The organism is Flavobacterium sp. (assembly GCF_029945805.1).
GTDB lineage: Bacteria > Bacteroidota > Bacteroidia > Flavobacteriales > Flavobacteriaceae > Flavobacterium.
Window position 1 is genome coordinate 1 of record NZ_JAQSDH010000032.1, and the last position, 24,255, is coordinate 24,255.

17 protein-coding genes and 1 tRNA gene are annotated in these 24,255 nt (G+C 35.1%); 10 read left to right on the plus strand and 8 right to left on the minus strand.

What is annotated here, in order from left to right; translation table 11 throughout:
* The 5 genes from PSU83_RS07310 to PSU83_RS07330 form a co-directional block, all read right to left on the minus strand.
* Positions 1–1,098, minus strand: a 1,098-nt coding sequence (locus PSU83_RS07310; RefSeq protein WP_300588395.1) for a hypothetical protein, incomplete at its 3' end; no start/stop codon positions are given.
* A gap of 17 nt (positions 1,099–1,115) precedes the next feature.
* Positions 1,116–1,622 (minus strand): hypothetical protein, encoded by a 507-nt coding sequence (locus PSU83_RS07315; RefSeq protein WP_300588397.1) that lies wholly within the window; start codon positions 1,620–1,622, stop codon positions 1,116–1,118.
* Positions 1,623–1,982: 360 nt separating this feature from the next.
* On the minus strand, positions 1,983–8,648 hold the full coding sequence (locus tag PSU83_RS07320) for a T9SS type A sorting domain-containing protein (protein WP_300588399.1): 6,666 nt from the start codon (positions 8,646–8,648) through the stop codon (positions 1,983–1,985).
* A gap of 660 nt (positions 8,649–9,308) precedes the next feature.
* On the minus strand, positions 9,309–10,427 hold the full coding sequence (locus tag PSU83_RS07325) for a GTP cyclohydrolase (protein WP_300588401.1): 1,119 nt from the start codon (positions 10,425–10,427) through the stop codon (positions 9,309–9,311).
* Positions 10,427–11,392, minus strand: coding sequence for a transporter (locus PSU83_RS07330; RefSeq protein ID WP_300588403.1), 966 nt, complete (start codon positions 11,390–11,392; stop codon positions 10,427–10,429). The genes PSU83_RS07325 and PSU83_RS07330 overlap by 1 nt, the downstream gene beginning before the upstream one ends.
* 124 nt (positions 11,393–11,516) lie before the next feature.
* Here PSU83_RS07330 and PSU83_RS07335 point away from each other — a divergent pair, with 124 nt between their 5' ends.
* From PSU83_RS07335 to PSU83_RS07375, 9 genes are all read left to right on the plus strand, one after another.
* Positions 11,517–11,762 (plus strand): DUF4834 domain-containing protein, encoded by a 246-nt coding sequence (locus PSU83_RS07335; protein ID WP_300588404.1) that lies wholly within the window; start codon positions 11,517–11,519, stop codon positions 11,760–11,762.
* Between the two features lie 61 nt (positions 11,763–11,823).
* Positions 11,824–14,322 (plus strand): YfhO family protein, encoded by a 2,499-nt coding sequence (locus tag PSU83_RS07340; RefSeq protein WP_300588406.1) that lies wholly within the window; start codon positions 11,824–11,826, stop codon positions 14,320–14,322.
* A complete protein-coding gene (locus tag PSU83_RS07345; RefSeq protein WP_300588408.1) occupies positions 14,322–15,608 on the plus strand; it encodes a glycosyltransferase family 4 protein in 1,287 nt (428 codons plus the stop codon). The genes PSU83_RS07340 and PSU83_RS07345 overlap by 1 nt, the downstream gene beginning before the upstream one ends.
* Before the next feature lie 73 nt (positions 15,609–15,681).
* The gene (locus PSU83_RS07350; protein ID WP_300588410.1) at positions 15,682–17,148 is read left to right on the plus strand and encodes an oligosaccharide flippase family protein; all 1,467 of its coding nucleotides are present in this window, start codon (positions 15,682–15,684) and stop codon (positions 17,146–17,148) included.
* A gap of 261 nt (positions 17,149–17,409) precedes the next feature.
* Complete coding sequence (locus PSU83_RS07355) at positions 17,410–17,946, plus strand: ATP-binding protein (RefSeq protein ID WP_300588412.1); 537 nt, start codon at positions 17,410–17,412, stop codon at positions 17,944–17,946.
* A 76-nt stretch (positions 17,947–18,022) separates the two neighbouring features.
* The gene (locus PSU83_RS07360; RefSeq protein ID WP_300588415.1) at positions 18,023–19,927 is read left to right on the plus strand and encodes an ATP-dependent DNA helicase RecQ; all 1,905 of its coding nucleotides are present in this window, start codon (positions 18,023–18,025) and stop codon (positions 19,925–19,927) included.
* An 11-nt stretch (positions 19,928–19,938) separates the two neighbouring features.
* Positions 19,939–20,886: a methionyl-tRNA formyltransferase gene (gene fmt / locus PSU83_RS07365; RefSeq protein WP_300588417.1), complete on the plus strand. Its 948-nt coding sequence runs from the start codon at positions 19,939–19,941 to the stop codon at positions 20,884–20,886.
* Positions 20,887–21,063: 177 nt separating this feature from the next.
* On the plus strand, positions 21,064–21,336 hold the full coding sequence (locus PSU83_RS07370) for an HU family DNA-binding protein (protein ID WP_300588419.1): 273 nt from the start codon (positions 21,064–21,066) through the stop codon (positions 21,334–21,336).
* Positions 21,337–21,453: 117 nt separating this feature from the next.
* Positions 21,454–22,014 (plus strand): YqgE/AlgH family protein, encoded by a 561-nt coding sequence (locus PSU83_RS07375; protein WP_300588420.1) that lies wholly within the window; start codon positions 21,454–21,456, stop codon positions 22,012–22,014.
* On the opposite strand, the gene PSU83_RS07380 is transcribed toward PSU83_RS07375, so the two are convergent.
* Positions 22,011–22,847: an aminotransferase class IV gene (locus PSU83_RS07380; protein WP_300588422.1), complete on the minus strand. Its 837-nt coding sequence runs from the start codon at positions 22,845–22,847 to the stop codon at positions 22,011–22,013. The two genes, PSU83_RS07375 and PSU83_RS07380, sit on opposite strands and share 4 nt — an antisense overlap.
* Before the next feature lie 61 nt (positions 22,848–22,908).
* Positions 22,909–23,301: an START-like domain-containing protein gene (locus tag PSU83_RS07385; RefSeq protein ID WP_300588424.1), complete on the minus strand. Its 393-nt coding sequence runs from the start codon at positions 23,299–23,301 to the stop codon at positions 22,909–22,911.
* 145 nt (positions 23,302–23,446) lie between these two features.
* Here PSU83_RS07385 and PSU83_RS07390 point away from each other — a divergent pair.
* Positions 23,447–23,520 (plus strand) — tRNA-Met (locus PSU83_RS07390).
* Positions 23,521–23,898: 378 nt separating this feature from the next.
* Here PSU83_RS07390 and PSU83_RS07395 read toward each other — a convergent pair.
* A complete protein-coding gene (locus PSU83_RS07395) occupies positions 23,899–24,186 on the minus strand; it encodes a hypothetical protein (protein WP_300588426.1) in 288 nt (95 codons plus the stop codon).
* Positions 24,187–24,255: the final 69 nt, after the last annotated feature.

Sequence of the window (24,255 nt, forward strand, 5' to 3'; positions counted from 1 at the left end):
TGCATTGTATGCTGCATCTGCTGCTGCTTGGTCTGCATAAGAACATGCATTTGTAGTACTGTCTGGAGATGTTGTTACAACAACAGCTGGTGCTGGTGTAATTGTAAATGTACTTGTACAATCTTGTGGCTCACCACATCGATCTGTAACTGTCCACGTAACTGTCGCAGTACCTCCACATAATGCTGGTAAAACAGGCTCTGATGGGTTTGTACTTACAGCAGAATTTGTTCCTCCTGTATAACTAAATGATGCTAACCAATTATTAAAAGCTAAATTGATTGCAGCAGTTGATTCACATGCAGATATTATTCTTGGCGGAGGGCAACTTAAGATAGCAGGATTAAGTGCTGGTTCAAAAATTGTTTGTGAAGTAGTTGTAATACAACCTTCGGCAGATTCTACATTAACAACATAAGTTGTACCAGCTAAACTACCTGTAAGACCCGTAAAAATACCATCAGTATTTGTAGGACCACTAGGTAAAAGTGTATAAGTGTATTGTTCAACATCTGAATATTGTCCTACTACTGTTAGCGTACTAGTCTGTCCGTAACATGCAATTGGTAAAAATGATGAAGTAGCAGCAACTCTCGAAACTGATACTGATTTACTACATTCACACACTGTATTTGGACTACTTGAACTATTAGTTGCATTCAATTGTAAATTAAACTCAGGAGTATTACTTCCTGGGAATACTACTAATGCTTGCGTCGTTCTATTAGTAATTGGATTATAAACTACAGGTCCATAAGTTCTAATAAATGCACCTGCACTATTAGTTGGAAATGAGTAAACAAAATTTAGATTCGTTGTGGGATTTAAAAGATTGGGTGCCCCACTTCGAGCTACCTCGATATTAATGATGATATCGCCTGAGGTATCACTCGGGTCTGATACAGCGCATCCTACAAGAGGTCCGATAAGGTTACACGATGGTACTAAGGTACCTTGTGCAGAAACACCCTGTGAAAAGGATGCTATAAATAATACAAGAGCTACAAGAAATTTGAAATTTCTTCTTAGACTCTCGCAACAACAATAGAAACTATCTTTGAAGCTAGTTCCATTACTGAATAAAGTTGAATTTTTCATTTATTTAGTTTTTTAAATTAAAGGTTGCCTATGGAAACTGATTTCGTACAAGAACACGATTTACTCGATCTTCCTGATTCACCAGGATTCACCACCGTTAATTTTAAATTAAACTCGCCATTTTTATTACCTGGGTTGATGGTAATATTTGGCGTACCATTTGCAGTTGCAAATTTCGCAGCAGAATTGTTCGACTTAAATTCCCATCTGTAAATAGTTCCTGGAACTGTTTTGTAGAGTTCAGAATTAATCGTAAAATTCGTACCACCATCTCTCAGTCTCTTAGATTCTAAGACACCTCTCAAATTACATGCTGGCTGTTGCGCAAATAAAAAATTGGTAAATAAAAAGAGTAACACAAGTATTAGGAAACTTGGAATACTGCTTTTCTTTTCAGAATTGTCAATGGATTGTTTTACATTTTGTCGGCTGAAATCCATTTTAAAGCCGTTTTCTTCTACAATTAGATTGTAGTGCCGAATGCCGAGACATTCAAGAAAATTCATTAAAGTACTTTTTTTCATAATGATTAGGTATTAAATTATACCACATCACGAATAAGCGCCGTTTAGTATTTAGAGCAATAATTATTAGAATTTGAAATTCAAATCAATAACTATTAATAAAATAGGTAGATGTTAATCGGGATGATAAAAGTATATAATAAAAAAAAAAAATGTTAAAAAAATCGAAATTTTTCTATGAATGAATTTATTTTACCGATGAAATGCACTATTTTAATTTAAAAGATTTGAAAGAAAACAATTGCTAATAAAAACGTAATTTTTATCTAACACTAAAAATACATTAAACTAACTAATTGATAATAAACAAAAAAGCTCTTCAACTTAATTGAAGAGCTTTTTATCGATGAAATCTGCATTTTATCTCTTAACCACTTTCAGCGATTTAATATTTTCACCTTGAGTTACATTCACAATGAATACACCTGATGGATATCTATCACCCAATTCTATCTCTGATATATCTTCTAAATTAATTTCTCGTTGTTCTACTAATCTTCCTGTCAAATCATAAATAAAAACTTGAACTATTTCATTACTCGAAGTACTTATACTCAATTTGAAATTTTCAGTAAACGGATTTGGATAAGTTACTGCAGAAAGTCTTGCGGAAGAACCACAACCGGAATAAAATATAACTAAAGAGTTACTATACTTTGCAGTCTCTTCACAATCACCGTTTATAAACTTGGCTCTATAATAATTTCTACCGGGTTTGCCATTAGTAACCGAAAAACTTGCTCCGGTTGCCCCATCAATTTTTGCATAAGCGGATTCCAGTGGTTGGACATTTGAATTAAGTGGCATTACTGCAACTTCCCATTCAATCTTAGTAGCAAAATAACCAACTTTAACATTTATAACTTTATTGTCTGAATTACATATTGGGGATCTCTTAGAGCCTGAATAGGTAGGTGATGAAATTGTCTGACTCGTAGGTGCTGTATTTACAATAACAGAAACCAAAGTTCTCGGACTTTCAATTGAATTTACTGTTTGAGATACATAATAATTTGCTGAAGTTAAAACTGTGGATATTGGTAATGGTGCTCCACCAGTAGCAACAGTATACCACTTTAAAGCAGCTCCATTTGCTTGCAAGCTCGCAACCGAAGTAGTTGTACAGAACGATTGTGCAAATGCGGTTGGTGCCGATAATGCGAGATTCATAGTAACGCCAACTGCTCTTCTTGTACTTTCACAACCATTAACTGTTTGTGAAGCAAAATAGGTTCCAGATAGCAGCGAGGCAGCTGATGCTAAAGCAGTTCCGCCCGTCAGAGTACTATACCATTTTATAGAAGTTCCCGTCGCTATTAAATCAGCAACTGTAGCGGCATAATTAAAAGTTTGTGCCGATGCTGTTGGTGCCCCTGTTGTATTTATTGTTACTCCAATAATCATTCTTGAACTTTCACAACCAGCAATCGTTTGTGAAACATAGTAAATACCAGATATTAAAAAAGCGGTTGATGCTAAAGGCATTACACTTGTGTTTGAAGAATACCATTTTATTGCTGTTCCTATAGCCTCCAAATTAGCAATTGTTGCTCCGCTACAAAAGGTCTGAGATGTAACTATTGGTAATGGCGTTGTGCTTACGGTAACGGAAACTATAGTTCTTGCACTTTCAACTGAATTTACAGTTTGTGAAACATAATAATTTCCAGTAACCAGCAGCGCACCCGATACTAACGCTATTCCGCCAGATGGTACGGTATACCATTTTAAAGCTATTCCTGTAGCAATTAAATTACTAACGGTAGCTCCATTACAAAAAGATTGCGCTGATGCTGCTGGTGCTCCAGACGCCGTATTTATTGTTACCAAAACTAGTGTTCTTTGACTTTCACACCCATTTATAGTTTGTGATACATAGTAATTTCCACTAGATAAAGTAGTTGTTGATGGTAATGCTATTCCACCTGCAGCCGCAGTATACCATTGCAGTAAAGTTCCCAATGCTACCAAATTAGCAACCGTTGCTCCACTATTGAAATTTTGTGCCGTTGATGTTGGTGCAGCAGTCGTATTTAAAGTTATTGCACTTGCAGTTCTCGTGCTTTCACAACCATTTACGGTTTGTGATACATAATACGTTCCTGATGTCAATGCCATATTGAATGGCAAAGCTGTTCCACCTGAAGAAACTGTGTACCATTCCAAAGCTGTTCCCAAAGCAACCAAATTAGCAACAGTGGCTGAATTACAGAAAGATTGAGCAGTCGCAGTTGGAGCGCTCGTGGCATTTACAATTACCGAAACTACTGCTCTAGGACTCTCAACAGAGTTAACAGTTTGAGAAACATAATAATTTCCTGTAGATAAAACTGTAATGAATGCTAATGCTGTTCCTCCCGCTGGTGTAGAATACCATTGTATTGCAGTTCCACTTGCAACCAAGTTACCCACTGTAGCTCCGTTACAAAATGTTTGTGGGGAAGCTGCTGGTGCTGTGGGCGCCACATTAATTGTTACTGACACTAATGTTCTTGAACTTTCACAACCGTTTAATGTTTGTGAAACAAAGTAATTGCTGGATGATAAAACTGTAGTTGATGCCAAAGCTGCTCCACCAGAGGCAACATCATACCATCTTAATGCCGTTCCGTTTGCAACCAAATTACCAACGGTCGCTAAATTGGTAAACGTTTGCGATATTGCTGTTGGTGCAAGAGTTGTATTCACTGTAACTAAAACAAGAGTTCTTGTACTTTCACACGTATTTACAGTTTGTGATACATAATAGCTTCCAGAGACTAAAGTTGAAGTCGCTGCTAATTGAATTCCACCCGTTAAAGAACTAAACCATTTTAAAGAAGTTCCGCTTGCTATTAAATCAGCAACTGTACTTCCACTACAAAATACTTGTGCAGATGCTGTTGGAGCAGCGGTTGTACTTACCGTTACTGAAACTTGTGTTCTAGTACTTTCACAACCGTTTACTGTTTGTGAAACATAGAAATTTCCGCTTACTAAACCTGTAGTGGCTATCAATACTGTCCCTCCAATAAGATTAGTGTACCATTTTAAAGATGTTCCACTTGCTGTTAAATTAGCTACAGTAGCCGAATAACAGAAGAACTGCGACAATGCTGATGGCGCTGGAGTTATAGTGACAGTTACAGCTACAATTGTTCTTGAACTTTCTATAGAATTTATAGTTTGAGAAACATAATAGTTTCCTGTAGATAAAGCGGTAGTCGATGCCAACGGAGTTCCTCCTACTACAACATTGTACCATTTTAAAGCTGTTCCAGTGGCAACCAAATTAGCAACTGTAGCCGAAGTACAAAAAGATTGTGCATTTGCTGTCGGTGCACCTGGTGCAACAGTAATTGTAACGGAAACTATTGTTCTTGGACTTTCACATCCATTTAGGGTTTGCGAAACATAATAAGTTCCGGTTGATAATGCTGAAGTTGATACCAAAGCAGTTCCGCCAGTTGAAACGCTGTACCATTGTACTAAACTTCCGGTTGCAACCAAATTAGCAACTGTAGCCGAATTGGTAAAACTTTGTGCTAATGCTGTTGGAGCAACAGTATTATTTATCGTTACTGAAACAGTTGTTCTGGTGCTTTCACAAGAGTTTAAGGTCTGTGAAACATAATAGGTTCCGGTAGATAAAGCTGCAGTTGACGTTAATGCTGATCCGCCTGAAGAAACCGAATACCACTTTAATCCTGTTCCGGTTGCAACCAAATTAGCAACAGTAGCGGTATTACAAAAAGATTGTGCATTTGCTGAAGGTGCAGCAGTAGTATTTACAGTAACCACAACCGCTGTTCTTGAACTTTCAATTGAACTTACGGTTTGTGATACATAATAATTTCCAGTCGATAAAGCCGTTGTTGAATTTAAAACTGTTCCGCCACTTGCAACATTGTACCATTTTAAAGCCGTTCCAGTTGCAACCAAATTAGCAACTGTAGCCGAAGTACAAAAAGATTGTGCATTTGCTGTCGGTGCACCTGGTGCAACAGTAATTGTAACGGAAACTATTGTTCTTGGACTTTCACATCCATTTAGGGTTTGCGAAACATAATAAGTTCCGGTTGATAATGCTGAAGTTGATACCAAAGCAGTTCCGCCAGTTGAAACGCTGTACCATTGTACTAAACTTCCGGTTGCAACCAAATTAGCAACTGTAGCCGAATTGGTAAAACTTTGTGCTAATGCTGTTGGAGCAACAGTATTATTTATCGTTACTGAAACAGTTGTTCTGGTGCTTTCACAAGAGTTTAAGGTCTGTGAAACATAATAGGTTCCGGTAGATAAAGCTGCAGTTGACGTTAATGCTGATCCGCCTGAAGAAACCGAATACCACTTTAATCCTGTTCCGGTTGCAACCAAATTAGCAACAGTAGCGGTATTACAAAAAGATTGTGCATTTGCTGAAGGTGCAGCAGTAGTATTTACAGTAACCACAACCGCTGTTCTTGAACTTTCAATTGAACTTACGGTTTGTGATACATAATAATTTCCAGTCGATAAAGCCGTTGTTGAATTTAAAACTGTTCCGCCACTTGCAACATTGTACCATTTTAAAGCCGTTCCAGTTGCAACCAAATTAGCAACTGTAGCCGAAGTACAAAAAGATTGTGCATTTGCTGTCGGTGCTGATGGTCCTGAAACCGTTCCAATTGCAAAAGTAATTGTTGTCGTTCCTGTTCCGCTATAATTTGAGGCGGTAATTGTATAGGTCGTTGCTGTCTTTAATTCTGTTGGTGTTCCTGATACAATCCCTGTTGCTGTATTGAAATTAATACCTGTAGGTAAAGCGGGAGTAATTGTAAATGGCTCAACCGAAGTGATTTTACGAATACGTTGTGTATAAGAATCGGCTACATAAACATTTCCTGAAGTATCTGATGCAACACCAACGGGAAAATAAAAAGAAGCTACATTTCCAATGCCATCCATATATTCGCTGGAACCATTTCCGGCATAAGTACTTACTAAACCTGTTGGTTCTACTTTCCTGATCACAGAATTGTAGTAATCGCCTATATATAAATTCTTTGAAGCGTCAATTGTAATTCCGATTGGATTATTAAAATAAGCCGCTGTTCCCTGATCATCACTATAACCCGCAAAACTTCCAGCGAATGTGCTTACGGTTCCATCAGTAGCGATCTTACGGATTCTGTTATTTGTAGTATCGGCAATATATAAAATTCCAGTTGCGTTGTCAATTGCTATTCCTTGTGGATTCTTGAATCTGGCAACAGTTGGCGCTCCGTCAGCAAAACCTGAAAGAATATATCCAGCAACTGTAGTTACGGCTCCCGAAGTGCTAATTTTTCTAATACGATGATTTTTGGTATCGGCTACATAAATGTTTCCAACCGCATCCACTGTCAAACTATACGGATTATTGAATCGTGCGGCGGTACCTTGACCATCAAGATAACCAGCAGTTCCGTCACCTGCAATTGTAGTTACAACACCAGAACTTGTAATTTTACGAATTCTATTATTAAAAGTATCTGCTACATAAATAGTTCCTGCAGCATCTACAGCAATTCCTTTTGGATTATTAAAATAAGCAACAGTTCCTGTGCCATCTGCATATCCTGTCGCACTGTTCCCGGCAAAAGTTGAAACAATTCCGGTAGCAGTAATTTTTCGAATACAAGAATTAAAATCATCAATAACATACGTTATTCCAGTTGATGTTACAGCTACTGCAACAGGACCATTGAACAATGCCATTGCGCCCTCTTGCCCATTTTCTAGTCCGCGAACAGCACTTCCTGAAAAAGTGGAAGTATCGCCTGAAGCTGTTATCTTTCTAATACAATTATTGGTCACATCTGCAACAAATGCGTCTCCAGAAGCATCTAAAGCAATTCCTTCAGGATATTTGAAAGAAGCTGAAGTTCCAGCACCATTCACAGCACCAAATACACCGGTACCAGATAAAGTTGAAACCAAACCTGTATCTGTTATTTTTCTTATACGATTATTGCTATAATCAACAACACAAACAATTCCAGACGCGTCTACAGCCAATGCTCTTGGTGCGTTAAATTGTGCCGAAGTTCCTTGTCCATTAACCATCCCAGAAGCACCGCTTCCTGCAAAAGTGGTTACCATTCCAGACGTAGCTATTGCTCTGATACGATTATTAGACGTATCACTTACATACAAAGCGCCCGCATTAGTTACGGCAACGCTAGTTGGATTGTTAAATCTGGCAGAAATACCTTGAGCATCAAGGTAACCCGCTACTCCAGAACCTGCAAAAGTGGTTACGGTTCCTGAATTTGATATTTTTCTGATTCGATTGTTACCTGCATCCGCAACATATACATTCCCAGAAGCATCAACGTCTAGACCTTTTGGGCTTGAAAATAACGCATTAGTCCCTTGTCCATCAAGGTAACCAGCGGTAGTAACCTCTCCTGCAAAAGTTGAAACCACTCCGGCAGGAGTTATTTTTCGGATTGCGTTAGAAGTCGATTCAATTACATATACATTTTCAGAGGCATCCACAGCCACCGCGTAAGGAATATTAAATTGTGCTTGATTGGCTGTTCCATTTGCAAATCCGGCCAAACCAGCACCTGCTAAGGTGGATACTAAACCAGAAGCCGATATTTTGCGAATGCAGTGATTTTGACTGTCGGCTATATACCTATTTCCAGAAGAGGCTATTGCAATTCCGGTTGGACTGTAATATTTTGGAGATGCCGTGGTACCGTCAGCAAAACCTGAAGTTCCATTACCAGCTGTGGTAGAAACATTTGTTCTAATTTGAGGTACTCCTGCGGTAATGGTTGGTGTTAATGTTGTTATCGGAACATTAATAGTGTAGTTGCTTTGCACTCCTGAATAACCTATTACTGGCCCTTGTGCTACAAGAAATGAGCTAGAAACCAATAGTAAAAGTAAAAATAAATTTGCTTTACTTGTTAAAATTCCCTTTCCTTGCTTGTTCTTTGCTAAAATAATGTAATTTCCAGTCGCTTCATTTATCATTCTACTCAAAATAAAATAGGTTTGTATCATTCGTTTCATAGTCTTTTTGGAATTGCAATGATAAAATAATTTTAAACTTTAAATGCTTTCAAATCAAAAGATTGCGAAATTTTAACATTTTACATTTGTAAGTTTTTTACTTAAAATTAGTTATCATTAGTTATTAACAAAACATTGTTTTTATGATAATAATATTTTTTTAACATTATAAACTACATATTATTTGTTATAATCATAAATTACTGTGAATATATTATTATTTTACTATAAATTGTAAATTAAAAAGAAGAAGAAAATACATCTAAATACGCTTTTAATCTACTAAGAGCGAAAATATCCGTTGAACTACATCTTTTTTGAATTAATAAGAATTTTATCGTTAATTATAAAATTGGCTTTTTTTTTAAAATAAATACTGGTTTATCTTCTACTAAATATTCCAGATACTCAGATCATTAGAATACGATTTTTAGATCAATATTATTAAACAATATTATTATATTTATCGTTTAAAATACAAATAAATCGATGAAATACATATTTTATGATTTAGAGAAGGTATTATTCTTATAAATTTAAAAAAAATACTAATTGCCGATCCAACGTACTCTTAGAAAATAAAAAAACCTCTTCAAGAATGAAGAGGTTAAACTGTATGGTATGAACCTATCTTACTTATTGTAAGAGTGATGGCTATTTTTATAAATTTTTGCGATAGGTTCTACGTCTTTTAAAAATTTGCGGATCAAAATGTTTCCAAATATTTTGAATCGCGTGGTTATCTTCTAATTCGGGCGTTCTAATACAATTTAGAATTCCTTTCGCTTTGAACGTGTTGTAATACTCATTAAATATAATTGCAGTCGCACCTTTATTTTGATATTCAGGATCAACTCCGATTAAGTAGAACAGTACTTCCTTACTGTCACTTTTTGCCTTAAGCAAATGATAAAATCCGAAAGGAAACAATTTGCCTTTAGCCTTCTGCAATGCGCTAGAAAAACTTGGCATCACAATACTAAAAGCGACCATATTATCCTCTTTATCCATTACAAACTTAATATACTCTGGATTGATAAAACTGATGTATTTCTTTTTAAAATAGTCTTTCTGAACACCCGTAATTGCTACAAAAGATGATAAATTGGCATAAGAAGCATTGAACAAATCAAACATTTTATCCACATACGGCATGATGTCTTTATTGTTGGTGAAATTCAGCGGTTTTAATCCGTATCGCTTTCTAACTAATTCATTCGCTTTCTCAAAATGCTCTGGTTTAACATTGGCAAATGGAAATTTATTTTCGAGATATTCTTTTTCTTTTACATAGCCTAATTGCTCCAAATGTATTGCATAATAGGGAAAATTATACCATGTAATCATAGAACCCATTTCGTCAAAACCTTCAGTGAGAACGCCAACTTTATCTAAATTTGAAAAACCCATCGGGCCTTCTACGTATTCCAAATTATTCTTTCTTCCTAATTCATATACTTTTTCAAGCAAGGCTTTGGTAACTTCTATATCATCGATAACGTCCCACCAACCAAAACGAACTTTACTTTTCTCTTGCTTATTTACTTCATCCCAATTAATGATGGCTGCAATTCTACCCACAATACAATCATCTTTATAAGCCAAATAAAAATTAGCTTCAGCGGAAGTAAATGCGGGATTTTTAGTTTTATCAAACGTTTCGATTTCATCATTTATCAAAGGCGGAACCCAATACGGATGATTTTTATATAAGTAAAACGGAAACATAACGAACTCTTTTAGGAGCTTTGGGGTATTGGCTTCAACTATGGTAATCATTATTTTGTTTTTTCCAATTCTACTTCATCTTTACGTTTCTTACCTTTATCTTTCTTAGATTTTTTATCTTTCTTCTTATCTTTTTTGTCGTTTTTAACACGCTTGTAATTGGTTTCCCAATTGCTATCAAAACGCCACGCCATTCCAACATTAGCCGAAAGTAACGACGGTGTATCTTTCACGTTTTTGCTTAAAGAGGCATCCAACTGAATGTTTTCGCGAACCAAATAAGCCGCACCCAATCGCATCACCGTGTCTGCATAGTAATCGCTTTTATAGCCTTGAAATTCTAAAAATCCAGACCAACGCATATTGAACCCACGAGTTAATGTTGATATAAGTCCCAAAGTTGGATAATCCGTCATGTATTTGTCAGCAATAATATTATTCACCCAAACCCATTTGCTACCGAAATGATTCTGAGTAATTATCATAAATTTTGGACTTATCACTCGGTCTGTTGGAAAGGTAAACGGATTTTCTCCAATTTTTAAATTAATTCCGCCATAAACTGCAACCGCTGGTATAAACTGTTTCCAACTGAATTTGTGATTGGCTTTCCAACTATATAAGTTAGGTTTGTCCTGCTTGATAAATGGATCATAAATTAAATATTTGGCTCCAATAGTAACTTGTTTAAATCCACCACGAGTATCACTAACTAATGGCGCTTCATACCAATCATACTGATATTGTGTATTCAATGCAAACTCGAATTGGTCAAAAAACGCACCATATCTAACGTCCAGTTCGGTTCCAAAACCATTGGCTTCATAGCCCAATAAATTGTGTTTTTCTCGAACGCCATACAATCCTGCTTCAGCCTGAATTACCGTTTTCCCAACCGAAAAAGCCGACATTGATTTTCCCGGTCGGTTTGAATTAATAATATCAGTATATTGCGCATATTGAGTAGCTGAAATCATTAGAAATCCTGCGACCAGCATTGTTTTTATATTCATCATATAGTTAGGAATTTAATCTGTAAATCTTAGTGTTTCAAAAGTAGTATATTTTATCATTTATTTAAGAAGTCAAACCGAAATTTAAATTGTGAAATTTAGTATTTTTGACCAAAATATCAGTATTATGGAAACCGCATCAATGCCGAGCTTGATTAAAACATTATTATGGATAATCGCTATTTACTATATTGTTAAGTTTTTGGCACGTCTATTTTTGCCGGTAGTTGCCAAAAAAGTGGTTGAAAAAGCAACCGAACAATTTCAGCAGCAGCAGCAGCAGCAGCAGCAACAAACGCAACAAAACAAAACCGACAAGCCAAAAGAGAAAAAAATTGTCGGTGATTATATTGATTTTGAAGAAATAAAATAAAACACTGTTCATCTGCACTTTTCAGAAAAATTACTATCTGAAATTAACATCTAAAATATAAATGAAGCAACTTCAAAAGTTATATCCGCATCTATTAGCCATTCTTGGTTTTATAATTATTTCATTAATTTACTTCTACCCTATTATTCAAGGCAAAAAAATTTACCAATCCGATATTGCAAAATATACCGGAATGGCCAAAGAACAAATTGATTTTCGAGCCGAAACGCATACTGAACCGTATTGGACAAATTCTTCATTTGGCGGAATGCCAACCTATCAATCGGGCGCAAATTATCCTAATGATTATATTGGAATGATCGATAATGCGATTCGATTCTTACCTCGTCCAGCGGATTATTTATTTCTTTATTTCTTAGGATTTTATGCCTTGATGCTCGTATTTAAGGTCGATCCTTTAAAAGCGTTTATAGGTGCATTGGCTTTTGGATTATCAACTTATCTAATAGTAATTATCGGTGTCGGACACAATGCCAAAGCCCATGCTATTGGATATATGCCGTTTGTAGTTGCCGGATTTATTTTGGTTTTCAAAAAAAGATATTTACTTGGTGGAATAGTTACAATGCTTGCGGTTGCACTCGAAATTACGGCCAATCACTTTCAAATGACGTACTATTTATTACTGCTTTTGATCGTGATGAGTTTCTTTTTCTTTTACCAATTGTTCAAGGAAAAAGATTTAAAATCGCTGCCAAAAATCATCGGGACATTTGCTATAGCAGTAATTATAGCGGTTGGTGTCAATGCTACAAGTTTGATGGCGACGAAAGAATATGCGGATTTCAGTACCCGTGGTAAAAGCGAACTGACATTCAATACAGATGGTTCTAAAAAAGATGCCACTATTGCAATGGACAGAGACTATATTACTGAGTATAGTTACGGAATTGTTGAAAGTATGAACTTATTTTCACCTCGTATTTTTGGTGGCGGAAACGATCAAAAACTAGGTGACGATTCGCATGTGTATAATTTTATGCTAAACTATGGCGCATCGCCTGAAGAAGCAAGACAACTTACTGATAATTACGCCATAACCTACTGGGGAGACCAGCCTCAAGTTGCTGCACCAGCCTATATTGGAGCGGTAGTTTTTTTCTTTTTCGTATTGGCATTATATCATGATAAGCGCAAAATTAAGTACGCTTTCCTAGCGGGAGCCCTTTTCTCATTACTGCTTTCATGGGGTAAAAATTTATCATTTTTAACCGATTTCTTTATCGATTATGTTCCGATGTATGACAAGTTTAGAGCTGTTTCCTCTATTCAGGTTTTACTAGAATTATGCGTACCTGTTTTAGCAATTATGGGATTAAAGTCTTTTTTCTCAGACGAAGAAAATCGTTGGAAAAGCCTGTGGAAAGCCGGAGCGACAACCTTAGGAATTATTATAATATTATTTGCTTTCAAAAGCATGTTTAACTTTGTTGGTACAATTGACGGACAGTTGCTAGATGCCCTAAAACAGCATCCAGACAAAGCGTTCGGACAACAATTTATAGATGCTTTGCGAGAAGACAGAAAGGATTTATATTCAGCGGATTTATTGCGTTCCGGATTTTTAATTGCCATTTCTTTTGGCGTTTTATATTTCTTCATCAAAAACAAATTAGCCGCAACGACAGCTGTGATTTTGGTTGGTGTATTTATGGTTGGTGATTTGTTCTTTGTGGACAAAAACTATTTAAGTAACGACGGGCAACAATTTAGAAGTGCGCAAGAAGTTGATATGCCTTACCAACCAACACAAGCCGATTCTTTAATCCTTCAAGATCCAACGCAGTTTAGGGTCTATGAAGTTGCCGGTGGCATTTACAGTCCGCGTTCGTCTTATTTCCATAAATCAATTGGTGGTTACAGTGCCGTAATGCCAAGACGTTTCAAAGAAGTTTACGAATACCAAATCCAAAGCGCCATGTCAAATTTGGGTGAAATTATCGACCCAAAAACACTTTCATTAAGCTCCAGCATTCCTGTGATTAATGCATTCAATATCAAATACCTTATTGTTGGAACCGAAAAAGGCGATATTCCGATTGTGAATCCGTTTCATAATGGCAATGCCTGGTTCATACAAGAGTTGAGAAAAGTGAATTCTGCTGATGAAGAATTAAAAACATTCGGCAAAATTGAAACTAGAGATGTTGCGGTGTTCCAAGCAGAACCGTTCACTAAAGGAATTAATATTAGAACTAGAAAATTCTCCGCGGATAGTACTGCTGCAATAAAACTCGATTTATACAAACCAAACCATTTGATTTACACTTCAAATAATACCAATGATGGTTACGCTGTTTTTTCCGAAATCTATTATAAAAACGGATGGATTGCAACGATTGATGGCAAGGAAAGTAAAATTGACAAAGTGGATTACACTTTACGTGGAATGGATATCCCGAAAGGAAAACATACTATCGAATTCAAATTTGAGCCACAAGTTGTAAAAACGGGAAGTACTATTGCATTGATTAGTTTTATCATCATGGTTTTAGTAATTATTGGTGGGATTTATTTCGATAACCGCAAAAAAACGTAATGTCAGAACCCAAAAAACTCTTAATCATCACTTATTATTGGCCACCTGCTGGTGGACCGGGAGTGCAGCGTTGGTTAAAGTTTGTAAAATATCTTCCTGATTTTAATATTCAACCCATTGTTTATATTCCGGAAAATCCGACGTATCCAATTGTAGATGAAGGTTTGGCAAGCGAAGTTTCGGACAAGGCAATTATCTTAAAAAACAAAATAATAGAACCTTACGGTTTGGCCTCTATTTTTGGCAAATCCAAAACTAAGAAAATCAGTTCGGGAATTATTCCGAATCAAAGAAAACAATCTTTTTTTGAGAGAACAATGCTTTGGATTCGCGGTAATCTTTTTATTCCAGACGCACGTTTTCTTTGGGTAAAACCATCCGTAAAATATTTAAAAAAATACATCGAAGAAAATAAAATAGATACCATTGTGACTTCCGGTCCGCCACACAGTTTGCATTTAATTGGCCTTCAATTAAAAAAAGATTTGAATGTAAAATGGTTTGCTGATTTTCGTGATCCATGGACAACTATTGGCTACCACAAAGCGTTGAAATTGTCATCCTCAGCAGAAAAAAAACACAAAGCTTTAGAAAAAGAAGTTTTGAACTCGGCAGATACAATCATTGTAACCAGCAAAACTACTAAAACCGAATTTCAAGCACTAACTTCCAAACCGATTGAAGTTATCACAAATGGGTATGATATTGAAAAAATAGCAAAGCAAGCGCTAGATGAAAAGTTCACAATGGCACATATTGGTTCATTTTTATCCGAAAGAAATCCGAGAATTTTGTGGAAAGCGTTAAACGAATTAATCAAGGAAAACAAAGACTTTAAAAATGATTTTCGTCTGAAATTAATCGGAGCAACAAGTCAGGAAGTTTTGGATGCCATTTCCGAATTTAACCTGAATGATTACGTGCAGAATCTAGGTTATGTTTCGCACCAAGAAGCGGTTGAACACCAAAGAAAATCGCAAGTTTTATTACTTATCGAAATTGATTCTGAAGCTACCAAAAGCATCATTCCTGGAAAACTTTTTGAATACATGATTTCCGAGAGACCTATTATCGCAATTGGACCGCAAGAATCCGATTTTGCAGAAATTATTAGTTCAACTAATACGGGCGTTTTCTTTACTTATGACGAAAAAGAAAGACTAAAAGAATTACTTTTGAAGTACTATCTGAACTACAAAACACAAAGTCTGAAAGTTAGCGCTGTGGGTTTACAGCATTATTCTAGAAAGAGTTTGACTCAACAATTAGCGAAATTAATTTCTTAACCACAAAGACACGAAGAAGCACAAAGTTCACCAACAAACGCGCACTTCGTAAATCATAATTCGTAATTTCAATATGGGAATCGTTCAAAGTCAATCCATTAAAAACACCATCATCACCTTCTTCGGGTTTGGGATTGGCGCAGTAAATGCGTTGTTTTTGTATACGCAATTTCTTGGAAAAATGCATTACGGAATCGTTGCTACCGTACTTTCGGGCGCTAATATCTTGATGCCATTGATGGCTTTTGGTATTCACAATACACTAATCCGATTTTATGCGCATTGCAAATCAGAGAAAGAGCGCGAAGAGTTTTTGACGTTTATCTTGCTAATGCCATTGCTATTTATTATCCCGTTGCTAGTACTGTTTTACTTTTTTCAAGAACCCATTTCGGTATTCCTTTTAAAAGAAAACCCAGAGCTAAAACCCTTCTTGTGGCTTATTCCGCTGGTTGGACTTTTTATGGGATATTTCGAAATTTTCTACGCTTGGGTAAAAGTGCACATGCAGTCCGTTTTTGGAAATTTCATTAGCGAAGTTGTGGTACGATTGACTATTATGTTGTTGTTATTTTCGGTCTATTGGCAATGGATTTCAAAAGACACCTTCATTTATTGTTTGGCTCTTGCCTATTTTCTACAATTATTCGCCACAATGCTGTATGCTTTTAAGGTAAAAATGCCGGTTCTCCGATTCGTAATTCCACATAATGTTAAAGAGATTTTTGGCTATTCTTTTTTCATCATTATTTCAGGTGGCGTTGCCGTAATGCTAGTCGATTTTGATAAAGTAATGATTCCTTCTTATTTAAAAGTTACTGAAAATGCCTTGTATTCTGTTGCCATTTTTATTGCCACGGTAATCATTGTACCCAGCAGAGCGATGACGCAAATCATTTACCCCATAACAGCTAAATTAATGGCCGAAAACAAACACGACGAATTGAACGATTTGTATAAAAAAAGCGCTATAAATCTTCAGGTTATTGGCGGTTTACTTATGCTCGGCATCTTTTTGAATATCAACCAAATCTATCTTTTAATTCCAGGAAATTATGCCACTGGAACCTTAGTAGTTTTTCTAATCGGACTTTCAAAATTTTACGATTTGATTTTAGGTAACAATAATGCTATCATTCTCAACACTAAATACTACAAAACCGTTTTGGCTTTCGGATTTTTATTGGTCTTCTTAATGATTGGACTCAATGTATTTTTCATTCCACTTTACGGAATTGTAGGCGCTGCTTTAGCCACTTTAATTTCAGTACTAGTTTACAATACCATCAAGCTTTTATTCGTAGTTAAGAAAATGGACCTATATCCTTTTACTACTAAAACTTTAAAATCGTTTGCCATCATTGCATTGGTTTTCTTGGCATTTTACTTTTGGGAATTCCCTTTTTATCCTATTATAAACATCGGATTGAAATCAATTTTAATTTCGGTAATCTATGTTTTTCTAAATTATAAATTGAATATTTCTACTGAAGTTAATGGTGTAATTGACACTGTTTTGATGAAATTGAAATTGAGGTAATTGTCTATTAAATACTGGATAAATTTCGTTGGCTTTTTAATTCAAAACTTATTAAAATTCTTAATCTTATTTACTATTTACTAGAGATTAAGAAAAAGCGTTCTTGCTGTACAAACTGGTTTAGATTGTGAATTTTCGTATATCGAAAAATTTAGTGAAATGCCACAAGCCGATGTCCTGATGAACCCGAACAAAAATAAATCACAAAACACTAACGGGTTCTAATTTGTTTCGATAAATTTGCGCTTCATTTCAAAAAACTTGGAAAAAGAACTTGTAGTTATTATCGGCGGACCAGGAACCGGAAAAACAACCATTATCGACGGATTAGTATCCAAAGGACATTGTTGCTATCCCGAAATTTCGCGCGAAATAACTTTGGAAGCTAAAAAACAAGGAATTGAACAATTGTTTCTTGAAAAACCTTTATTGTTTAGCGAATTACTGCTTGAAGGAAGAAAAAAACAATTCAACAGCGCCATTTCTGAACCTCACAAAACCGTATTTATAGATCGTGGAATCCCTGATGTTTTAGCTTATATGCATTATATTGGCGACAGTTATCCAGCGTTTTTTGACGAAGCTTGTCGCGAACATAAATATTCTAAAATTTTCATACTTCCACCTTGGGAAGAGATTTATGAAAGTGATGATGCCCGTTATGAAAATTTTGAACAGGCCAAACTCATTTATAATCATCTTACCGAAACGTACCAAAAATATGGTTACAATTTAATAGAAGTCCCACGCGGAACTGTGGAAGATCGTATTAAATTCATATTCGGACATCTGGCATAGTATAGTTTTTCTGTAACAGCAACCGAATCTTATTGTATATCTTTGATACAGAAATCATGAATTAACGCCTAATTCAATGTCAAAAGCATTAGAAATTCTTGAAAAATATTGGAAACACGATGCCTTCCGCCATCCGCAGAAAGAAATCATCAATTCTGTTTTAGAAGGACAAGATACTTTTGCACTAATGCCCACTGGTGGAGGAAAATCGATTTGTTTTCAGATTCCGGCGATGTTGCAAGACGGCATTTGCTTGGTCATTTCCCCATTGATTGCCTTAATGAAAGACCAAGTTCAGAACCTACAAAACAAAGGAATTAAAGCCCTTGCTTTGACGGGCGGGATCCATCAAAATGAAATTATTGATTTGTTGGATAATTGTCAGTTTGGAAATTTCAAATTCCTATATCTTTCTCCAGAACGTTTACAAAGCGACTGGATTTTGGAACGCATCAAAAATCTACCTATAAATCTTATTGCTATTGATGAAGCCCATTGCGTTTCTCAATGGGGACACGATTTTCGTCCAGCTTATCTAAAGATTGTACAACTTAAAGAATTCTTTCCAAAAGTTCCATTTTTGGCTTTGACGGCTTCGGCAACTCTGCGGGTTAAAGAAGATATTATGGTACAGTTAAAACTGGATAATCCACAGGTTTTCACTAAATCATTCTACAGAGATAATATTGCCTACATGGTTTTTGAAACCGAAGACAAGTTGCACATGCTGCAGCAAATTTTAATTAAAAATCCAGAACCTTCCATAATATATGTAACGAATAGAAAAGCGTGTTCCGAAACGGTTCATCAATTGGAAAGTCTTGGTTTTACTGCAATTTTTTATCATGGGGGATTAACATCAAAAGACAAAGAGAAGAATATGAAACTTTGGATGGAAGAAAAAGTCCAAGTTATGGTTGCCACCAATGCATTTGGAATGGGAATTGACAAGGCGAACGTAAAAACGATTATCCATTTACATTTGCCACAAAATCTAGAAAATTATTATCAAGAAACGGGTCGTGCCGGCCGAAATGGAGAAAAAGCATTCGCCGTTTTGCTAAATAATCCATCTGATGTTTTGCATGCCGAAGCGCAATTTTTAAATATTTTGCCTGACAAAGCTTTTCTAAATTTGGTATTTTCTAAACTGTGTAGTTTTTTCCAGATTGCTTATGGCGAAGGAATTGACGAGCAGTTCAGTTTTAACATGAATCAGTTCTGTAGCAAATATAGTTTCCCAATTTTAAAAACCTACAATGCGTTGCAGTTTTTGGATCGACAAGGCGTAATCACTTTATCTCCGGAATTCTCCGAGAAAATTAGCATCCAATTTATCATTCCGTCTCGGGAAGTGATTCGGTACATGAGTCTGAATTCGGCTGATGAAGAAATTATTTTGACGATTCTCCGCACTTATCCTGGAGTTTACGATTTACAGACGGCTTTTAATCCTACTTTAATCGCGAAAAAATCGAATAGTAATGAGAAAGATGTCCTTTCACTTTTGCAAAAACTAAAGCAAAAACAAATCATTGATATGATTGCCAAAAACAATGACGCAACCATCACATTGAACGAGGTCCGCGAAGACGAAAGAACGATTAATCGAGTCTCAAAACATCTAGAAGCTCAGAACAAATTAAAAACCGACCAACTGCGAGCGGTATTATATTACAGTAAGGATACAAAAACTTGCAAGAATAAACTACTTATGCGCTATTTTGGTGAAACGATAACGGACGATTGTGGTATTTGTTCGTATTGCATTTCGAAGAAAAAAAAGAAGCAAAATCCGGAAAGCATCTCGGATAAAATTATTGAATTATTAAAAATTCAGGATTTCAATTCGAGAGACATTCAAAAACTGACCAAATTTCCTAAAGACGATGTTATCTTTGCGCTTCAGACGCTTTTGGAAAAGGAAACCATCAGCATTCAAACCAATAATTTATACTCTTTAAAAGAGATACTGAACTAAATTCAGCATATATGAAAAAGTTACGCATTGTTTTTATGGGAACTCCCGAATTTGCCGTTGGGATTTTGGACACGATATTAAAAAACAACTATGAAGTTGTAGGTGTAATTACTGCGGTCGACAAACCCGCTGGTCGTGGCCAAAAAATTAAATATTCGGCAGTAAAAGAATATGCATTAGAACACAATTTGAATTTGCTGCAACCTTCAAATCTTAAAGATGAAACCTTTTTATCTGAATTAAAATCTCTAAATGCAACTTTACAAATAGTAGTTGCTTTCAGAATGTTGCCTGCAGTGGTTTGGAAAATGCCAGAATTGGGAACTTTTAATCTTCATGCATCATTATTGCCAAATTATCGTGGCGCTGCTCCAATCAACTGGGCAATCATTAATGGAGAAGTTAAAACGGGTGTTACGACTTTCTTTATAGATGACAAAATTGATACGGGTGCGATGATTCTGAACAAAGAGATTGCCATCAGTGAAAATGAAAATGCAGGAGAACTTCATGATAAGCTTATGGTTTTGGGAAGTGAAGCTGTTACTGAAACATTAGCCTTAATAGAAAACGGAACTGCCGTTACTACAATTCAGCAAGAAACTCCTGAAATAAAAACGGCTTACAAATTAAACCGCGAAAATTGTAAAATCGATTGGACAAAATCAGCTACGGAAATACATAATTTGATTCGAGGCTTATCGCCTTATCCCGCAGCTTGGTTCACAATTAAAGACAATATGGAAGAGTGGAGTGCAAAGATTTATGAATCCAAAGTTATATTGGAAAATCACTCTTTTACTACAGGGGCAATTAGTACAACCAAAAAAGAAATCAAAGTTGCCGTAAAAGACGGTTTTATTCAACTATTGAATATTCAATTCCCAGGAAAGAAAAAAATGAAGGCAAATGAATTGTTAAATGGCATCACATTTTCAGATAAAGCACAAGCGGAATAGGGCCTACAAGGTTGTTTTAGCATTAAAAATCGATAAACAGCACGAGTTTATGAACAAATAAATGAAGTTATCAACAAATATTTGAAAAAAAAACCAAAACGCTTGTACAATAAGGAATTCCTTTTAAATTTGTTATAATTAACAACAATGTTTAACCAACAATTAATAACTAACATTATGAACAAATCAGAATTAATCGATGCAATTGCAGCTGACGCAGGAATTACTAAAGCAGCAGCAAAATTAGCTTTAGAATCATTTTTAGGTAACGTAGGTGGTACTTTGAAAAAAGGTGGAAGAGTATCTTTAGTAGGATTCGGATCTTGGTCAGTTTCTCAAAGAGCTGCAAGAGATGGAAGAAACCCACAAACAGGAAAAACTATCAAAATTGCTGCTAAAAATGTAGTTAAATTTAAAGCTGGTGCAGATTTAGACGGATCAGTAAACTAAAAAAATAGTTTATCCGATATATAAAAACCATTCGTATTGCGGATGGTTTTTTTATTTTTTACCTTTAATAATTTGGTTTTTTAATTTTTTTTTTCAACTTTATTAAAATTAACAGAAATGATTTCAGAAAAATTACAGAAAGGCGTTCTTCTTTTAGCCGAACCATCTATAATTGGAGACTTGTCCTTTAATAGATCTGTAATATTATTAGCGGACCATACTCAAGAAGGTTCTGTAGGCTTTATTCTGAACAAACCTTTAAAATATACTATCCAAGACGTACTTCCTGATATTGAATCCGATTTCATAATATACAATGGCGGCCCCGTAGAACAAGACAATTTATATTTTATTCACAACATTCCTGATTTGATTCCAAACAGCATAGAAATCTCAAATGGTATATTTTGGGGCGGTGATTTTGATCTGACCAAAGATTTAATCAATACAAGAGTCATCAAGAAAAAAAATATTCGATTCTTTTTAGGTTATACTGGTTGGGATGCTGAACAATTAGATAATGAGATGCAAGCCAACTCTTGGATTTTAACTAAAAATATTTATGAGAATAAAATTTTAGGCAAATCATCTACTCATTTTTGGAAAGATAAAATTTTAGAACTTGGTGGCGATTACCTCATTTGGTTGAATGCCCCCGAAAATCCTATTTTAAACTAAGCTTCAATCACCGCATTTAGCTTTTCTAGTAACTGTTGAGCAAGCGCAGTTCCAAATTCTTTTTTACGATATTTAGTAATAGGCTGAATTCCCATTATAACATTGGTTATAAATAATTCATCGGCTTTTTGTAAATCAAAAGTCGAGATGGATTCTTCAACAATAGCAAAAGATTCCATTCTTTCTACTAAAGCAATAATCTGTTTTCTCATTATTCCGTTTAGACAACCTTCTGAGATTGGCGGCGTAATTAACTTATTTTCCTTCAGCATAAATAAATTCCCGTTGGCAGCTTCTATCACATTTTTATCTTCATTGATAAGTAAGACTGCATCTAAATCATTTTCTTTGGCGAAAATACTGGCTGTTATATGTATAATCTTACTCGTCGTTTTAAGCGTAGACATCAGTTGTTTCGGAATTACAAAGTCTTTGTACAAATCAACTTCGAAGGCGTTTGTAGCAATTTGGTATTTGGTTTGCCCGCTCTCAGTTGCCTGAATCAAGAAAGAAATAGAATTATCTGTTGGTAGATAAAAACCACCTTCATTCCTAAAAACGGTAAAGCGGACCCGCGCTGAATTCTGAATGTTATTGCCTTGTGCTACTTTTAAAATTTGTTCCTCCAAATATTCTAATGTAAAATTCATTGGAATCTGCATTCTAACAATTCTCATAGAAGCCATTAGGCGAAAATAATGATCCTCAAAAAAAAGAATTTTATTGTTCACTATTTTTAAAGTTTCAAAAACGCCATCACCATATAAGAAGGAACGATTTGAAATCGACAACTGTAAATTTGAGTCTTGTAGCACACCATTATAATTAATCATAAAAAATCCCGTCTCATTTTTAGAGTGAGACGGGACAAATATAACTTTTAAAAAATTAATTTTAAATAGAACCTATAACATGTTTTAAATCGGAAATCTGATTTTCCCACAATAGTTTTGATTCATCAATTTCGTCTTCTTCAGCAAAATCAACAACCATTAAGGAGACATCTTTAGTGATTTCGTCCTCCAATATTCTTAGTTCAAAATAATAGTCGGTATCTTTTTTATTATCATCAACCCATTTAAACTTTACCTTCTCTCCAGATTTCTTGGATGCAAGTCGCGCATTCTCTTCAGTATCATTCCAAATAAAAGTAAAAAACTCACCTCTTGAATTAACATTATCAGCAAACCACTCCTGCAAACCAGAAGGTGTAGAAATATATTGATATAATAATTGCGGAGAAGAATTTAAAGGAAACTCAAGCTCGTAACGTATTTTACTGTCCATAATCGAAACAAATTTTTTGGAAATATATAGAATATAAAGTCAATAAAAAAGTGTTTTTAAAAAATAAAAAAAATAAGTGTTTTAACTTTGCAACCATTAATATAAATTTTATATTTGCACCCGCATTCAGGTAATGTTATTTATTGGCGAGGTAGCTCAGTCGGTTAGAGCGCAGGATTCATAACCCTGAGGTCGAGAGTTCAAATCTCTCTCTCGCTACATAAAATCTTCACAGAAATGTGAGGATTTTTTTTTGCAGAAAACTCACTATAATTATTGAATATCAGTAACTTATACAAATAAAAAAACACAATGTGTCTGGTTAATAATTCCAAATATACAATAAATTTGGAACTGTACTATTAAAGTAAAAAACTTAAAAAACACCCCTTTTTGACACTTTTTCTGCCACTTTTGTGACACTAATTTGACACACTTTTCATATTTTACAGTACTTACAAGAGAAAATCTGTGACACACTTTATAAAAACACAAAAATTTTACCTTAAAAAGACATTACAAGATCCATATATGGATAAAAAAAAGTGTGGATTAATTTCCACTCTGATAATCACTTATTCTGTAAAAACACATAATCTAATCAATAATTTCTATTGACCCATCCTCTAATGTTATAAATTCAGGATCAGGAATTATTGGAAATTCAATTTCAGATAATGGAATATCTAAGAAAGATTGTATATCAATATTATACTTCATATGATTTTTTATTAAATCATCTAATATTCTCTTTCTATTGATTTCAGAACCTTTATAAACATATTTTGGATTCACAACATATAAAAATGATGCATTATCATATAAAATAATTAGTCGTAATTCAACAAGTAGTTTTATATAGTTAATTATAGTTCTTTGAGTCAAAGAAATTTTACCACTTGGATATACTAATTTAGCTTCCAGTTGGAGTTAAGAATAAAATCTTAATTTTAA

Coding starts and splice junctions, on each gene's coding strand:
- PSU83_RS07325 (WP_300588401.1), bottom strand. CDS start 10,427: ATGATTACCATAGTTGAAGCCAATACCCCAAAGCTCCTAAAAGAGTTC.
- fmt (WP_300588417.1), top strand. CDS start 19,939: ATGAAAAAGTTACGCATTGTTTTTATGGGAACTCCCGAATTTGCCGTT.
- PSU83_RS07340 (WP_300588406.1), top strand. CDS start 11,824: ATGAAGCAACTTCAAAAGTTATATCCGCATCTATTAGCCATTCTTGGT.
- PSU83_RS07380 (WP_300588422.1), bottom strand. CDS start 22,847: ATGATTAATTATAATGGTGTGCTACAAGACTCAAATTTACAGTTGTCG.
- PSU83_RS07335 (WP_300588404.1), top strand. CDS start 11,517: ATGGAAACCGCATCAATGCCGAGCTTGATTAAAACATTATTATGGATA.
- PSU83_RS07345 (WP_300588408.1), top strand. CDS start 14,322: ATGTCAGAACCCAAAAAACTCTTAATCATCACTTATTATTGGCCACCT.
- PSU83_RS07360 (WP_300588415.1), top strand. CDS start 18,023: ATGTCAAAAGCATTAGAAATTCTTGAAAAATATTGGAAACACGATGCC.
- PSU83_RS07385 (WP_300588424.1), bottom strand. CDS start 23,301: ATGGACAGTAAAATACGTTACGAGCTTGAGTTTCCTTTAAATTCTTCT.
- PSU83_RS07320 (WP_300588399.1), bottom strand. CDS start 8,648: ATGAAACGAATGATACAAACCTATTTTATTTTGAGTAGAATGATAAAT.
- PSU83_RS07370 (WP_300588419.1), top strand. CDS start 21,064: ATGAACAAATCAGAATTAATCGATGCAATTGCAGCTGACGCAGGAATT.
- PSU83_RS07375 (WP_300588420.1), top strand. CDS start 21,454: ATGATTTCAGAAAAATTACAGAAAGGCGTTCTTCTTTTAGCCGAACCA.
- PSU83_RS07350 (WP_300588410.1), top strand. CDS start 15,682: ATGGGAATCGTTCAAAGTCAATCCATTAAAAACACCATCATCACCTTC.
- PSU83_RS07315 (WP_300588397.1), bottom strand. CDS start 1,622: ATGAAAAAAAGTACTTTAATGAATTTTCTTGAATGTCTCGGCATTCGG.
- PSU83_RS07330 (WP_300588403.1), bottom strand. CDS start 11,392: ATGATGAATATAAAAACAATGCTGGTCGCAGGATTTCTAATGATTTCA.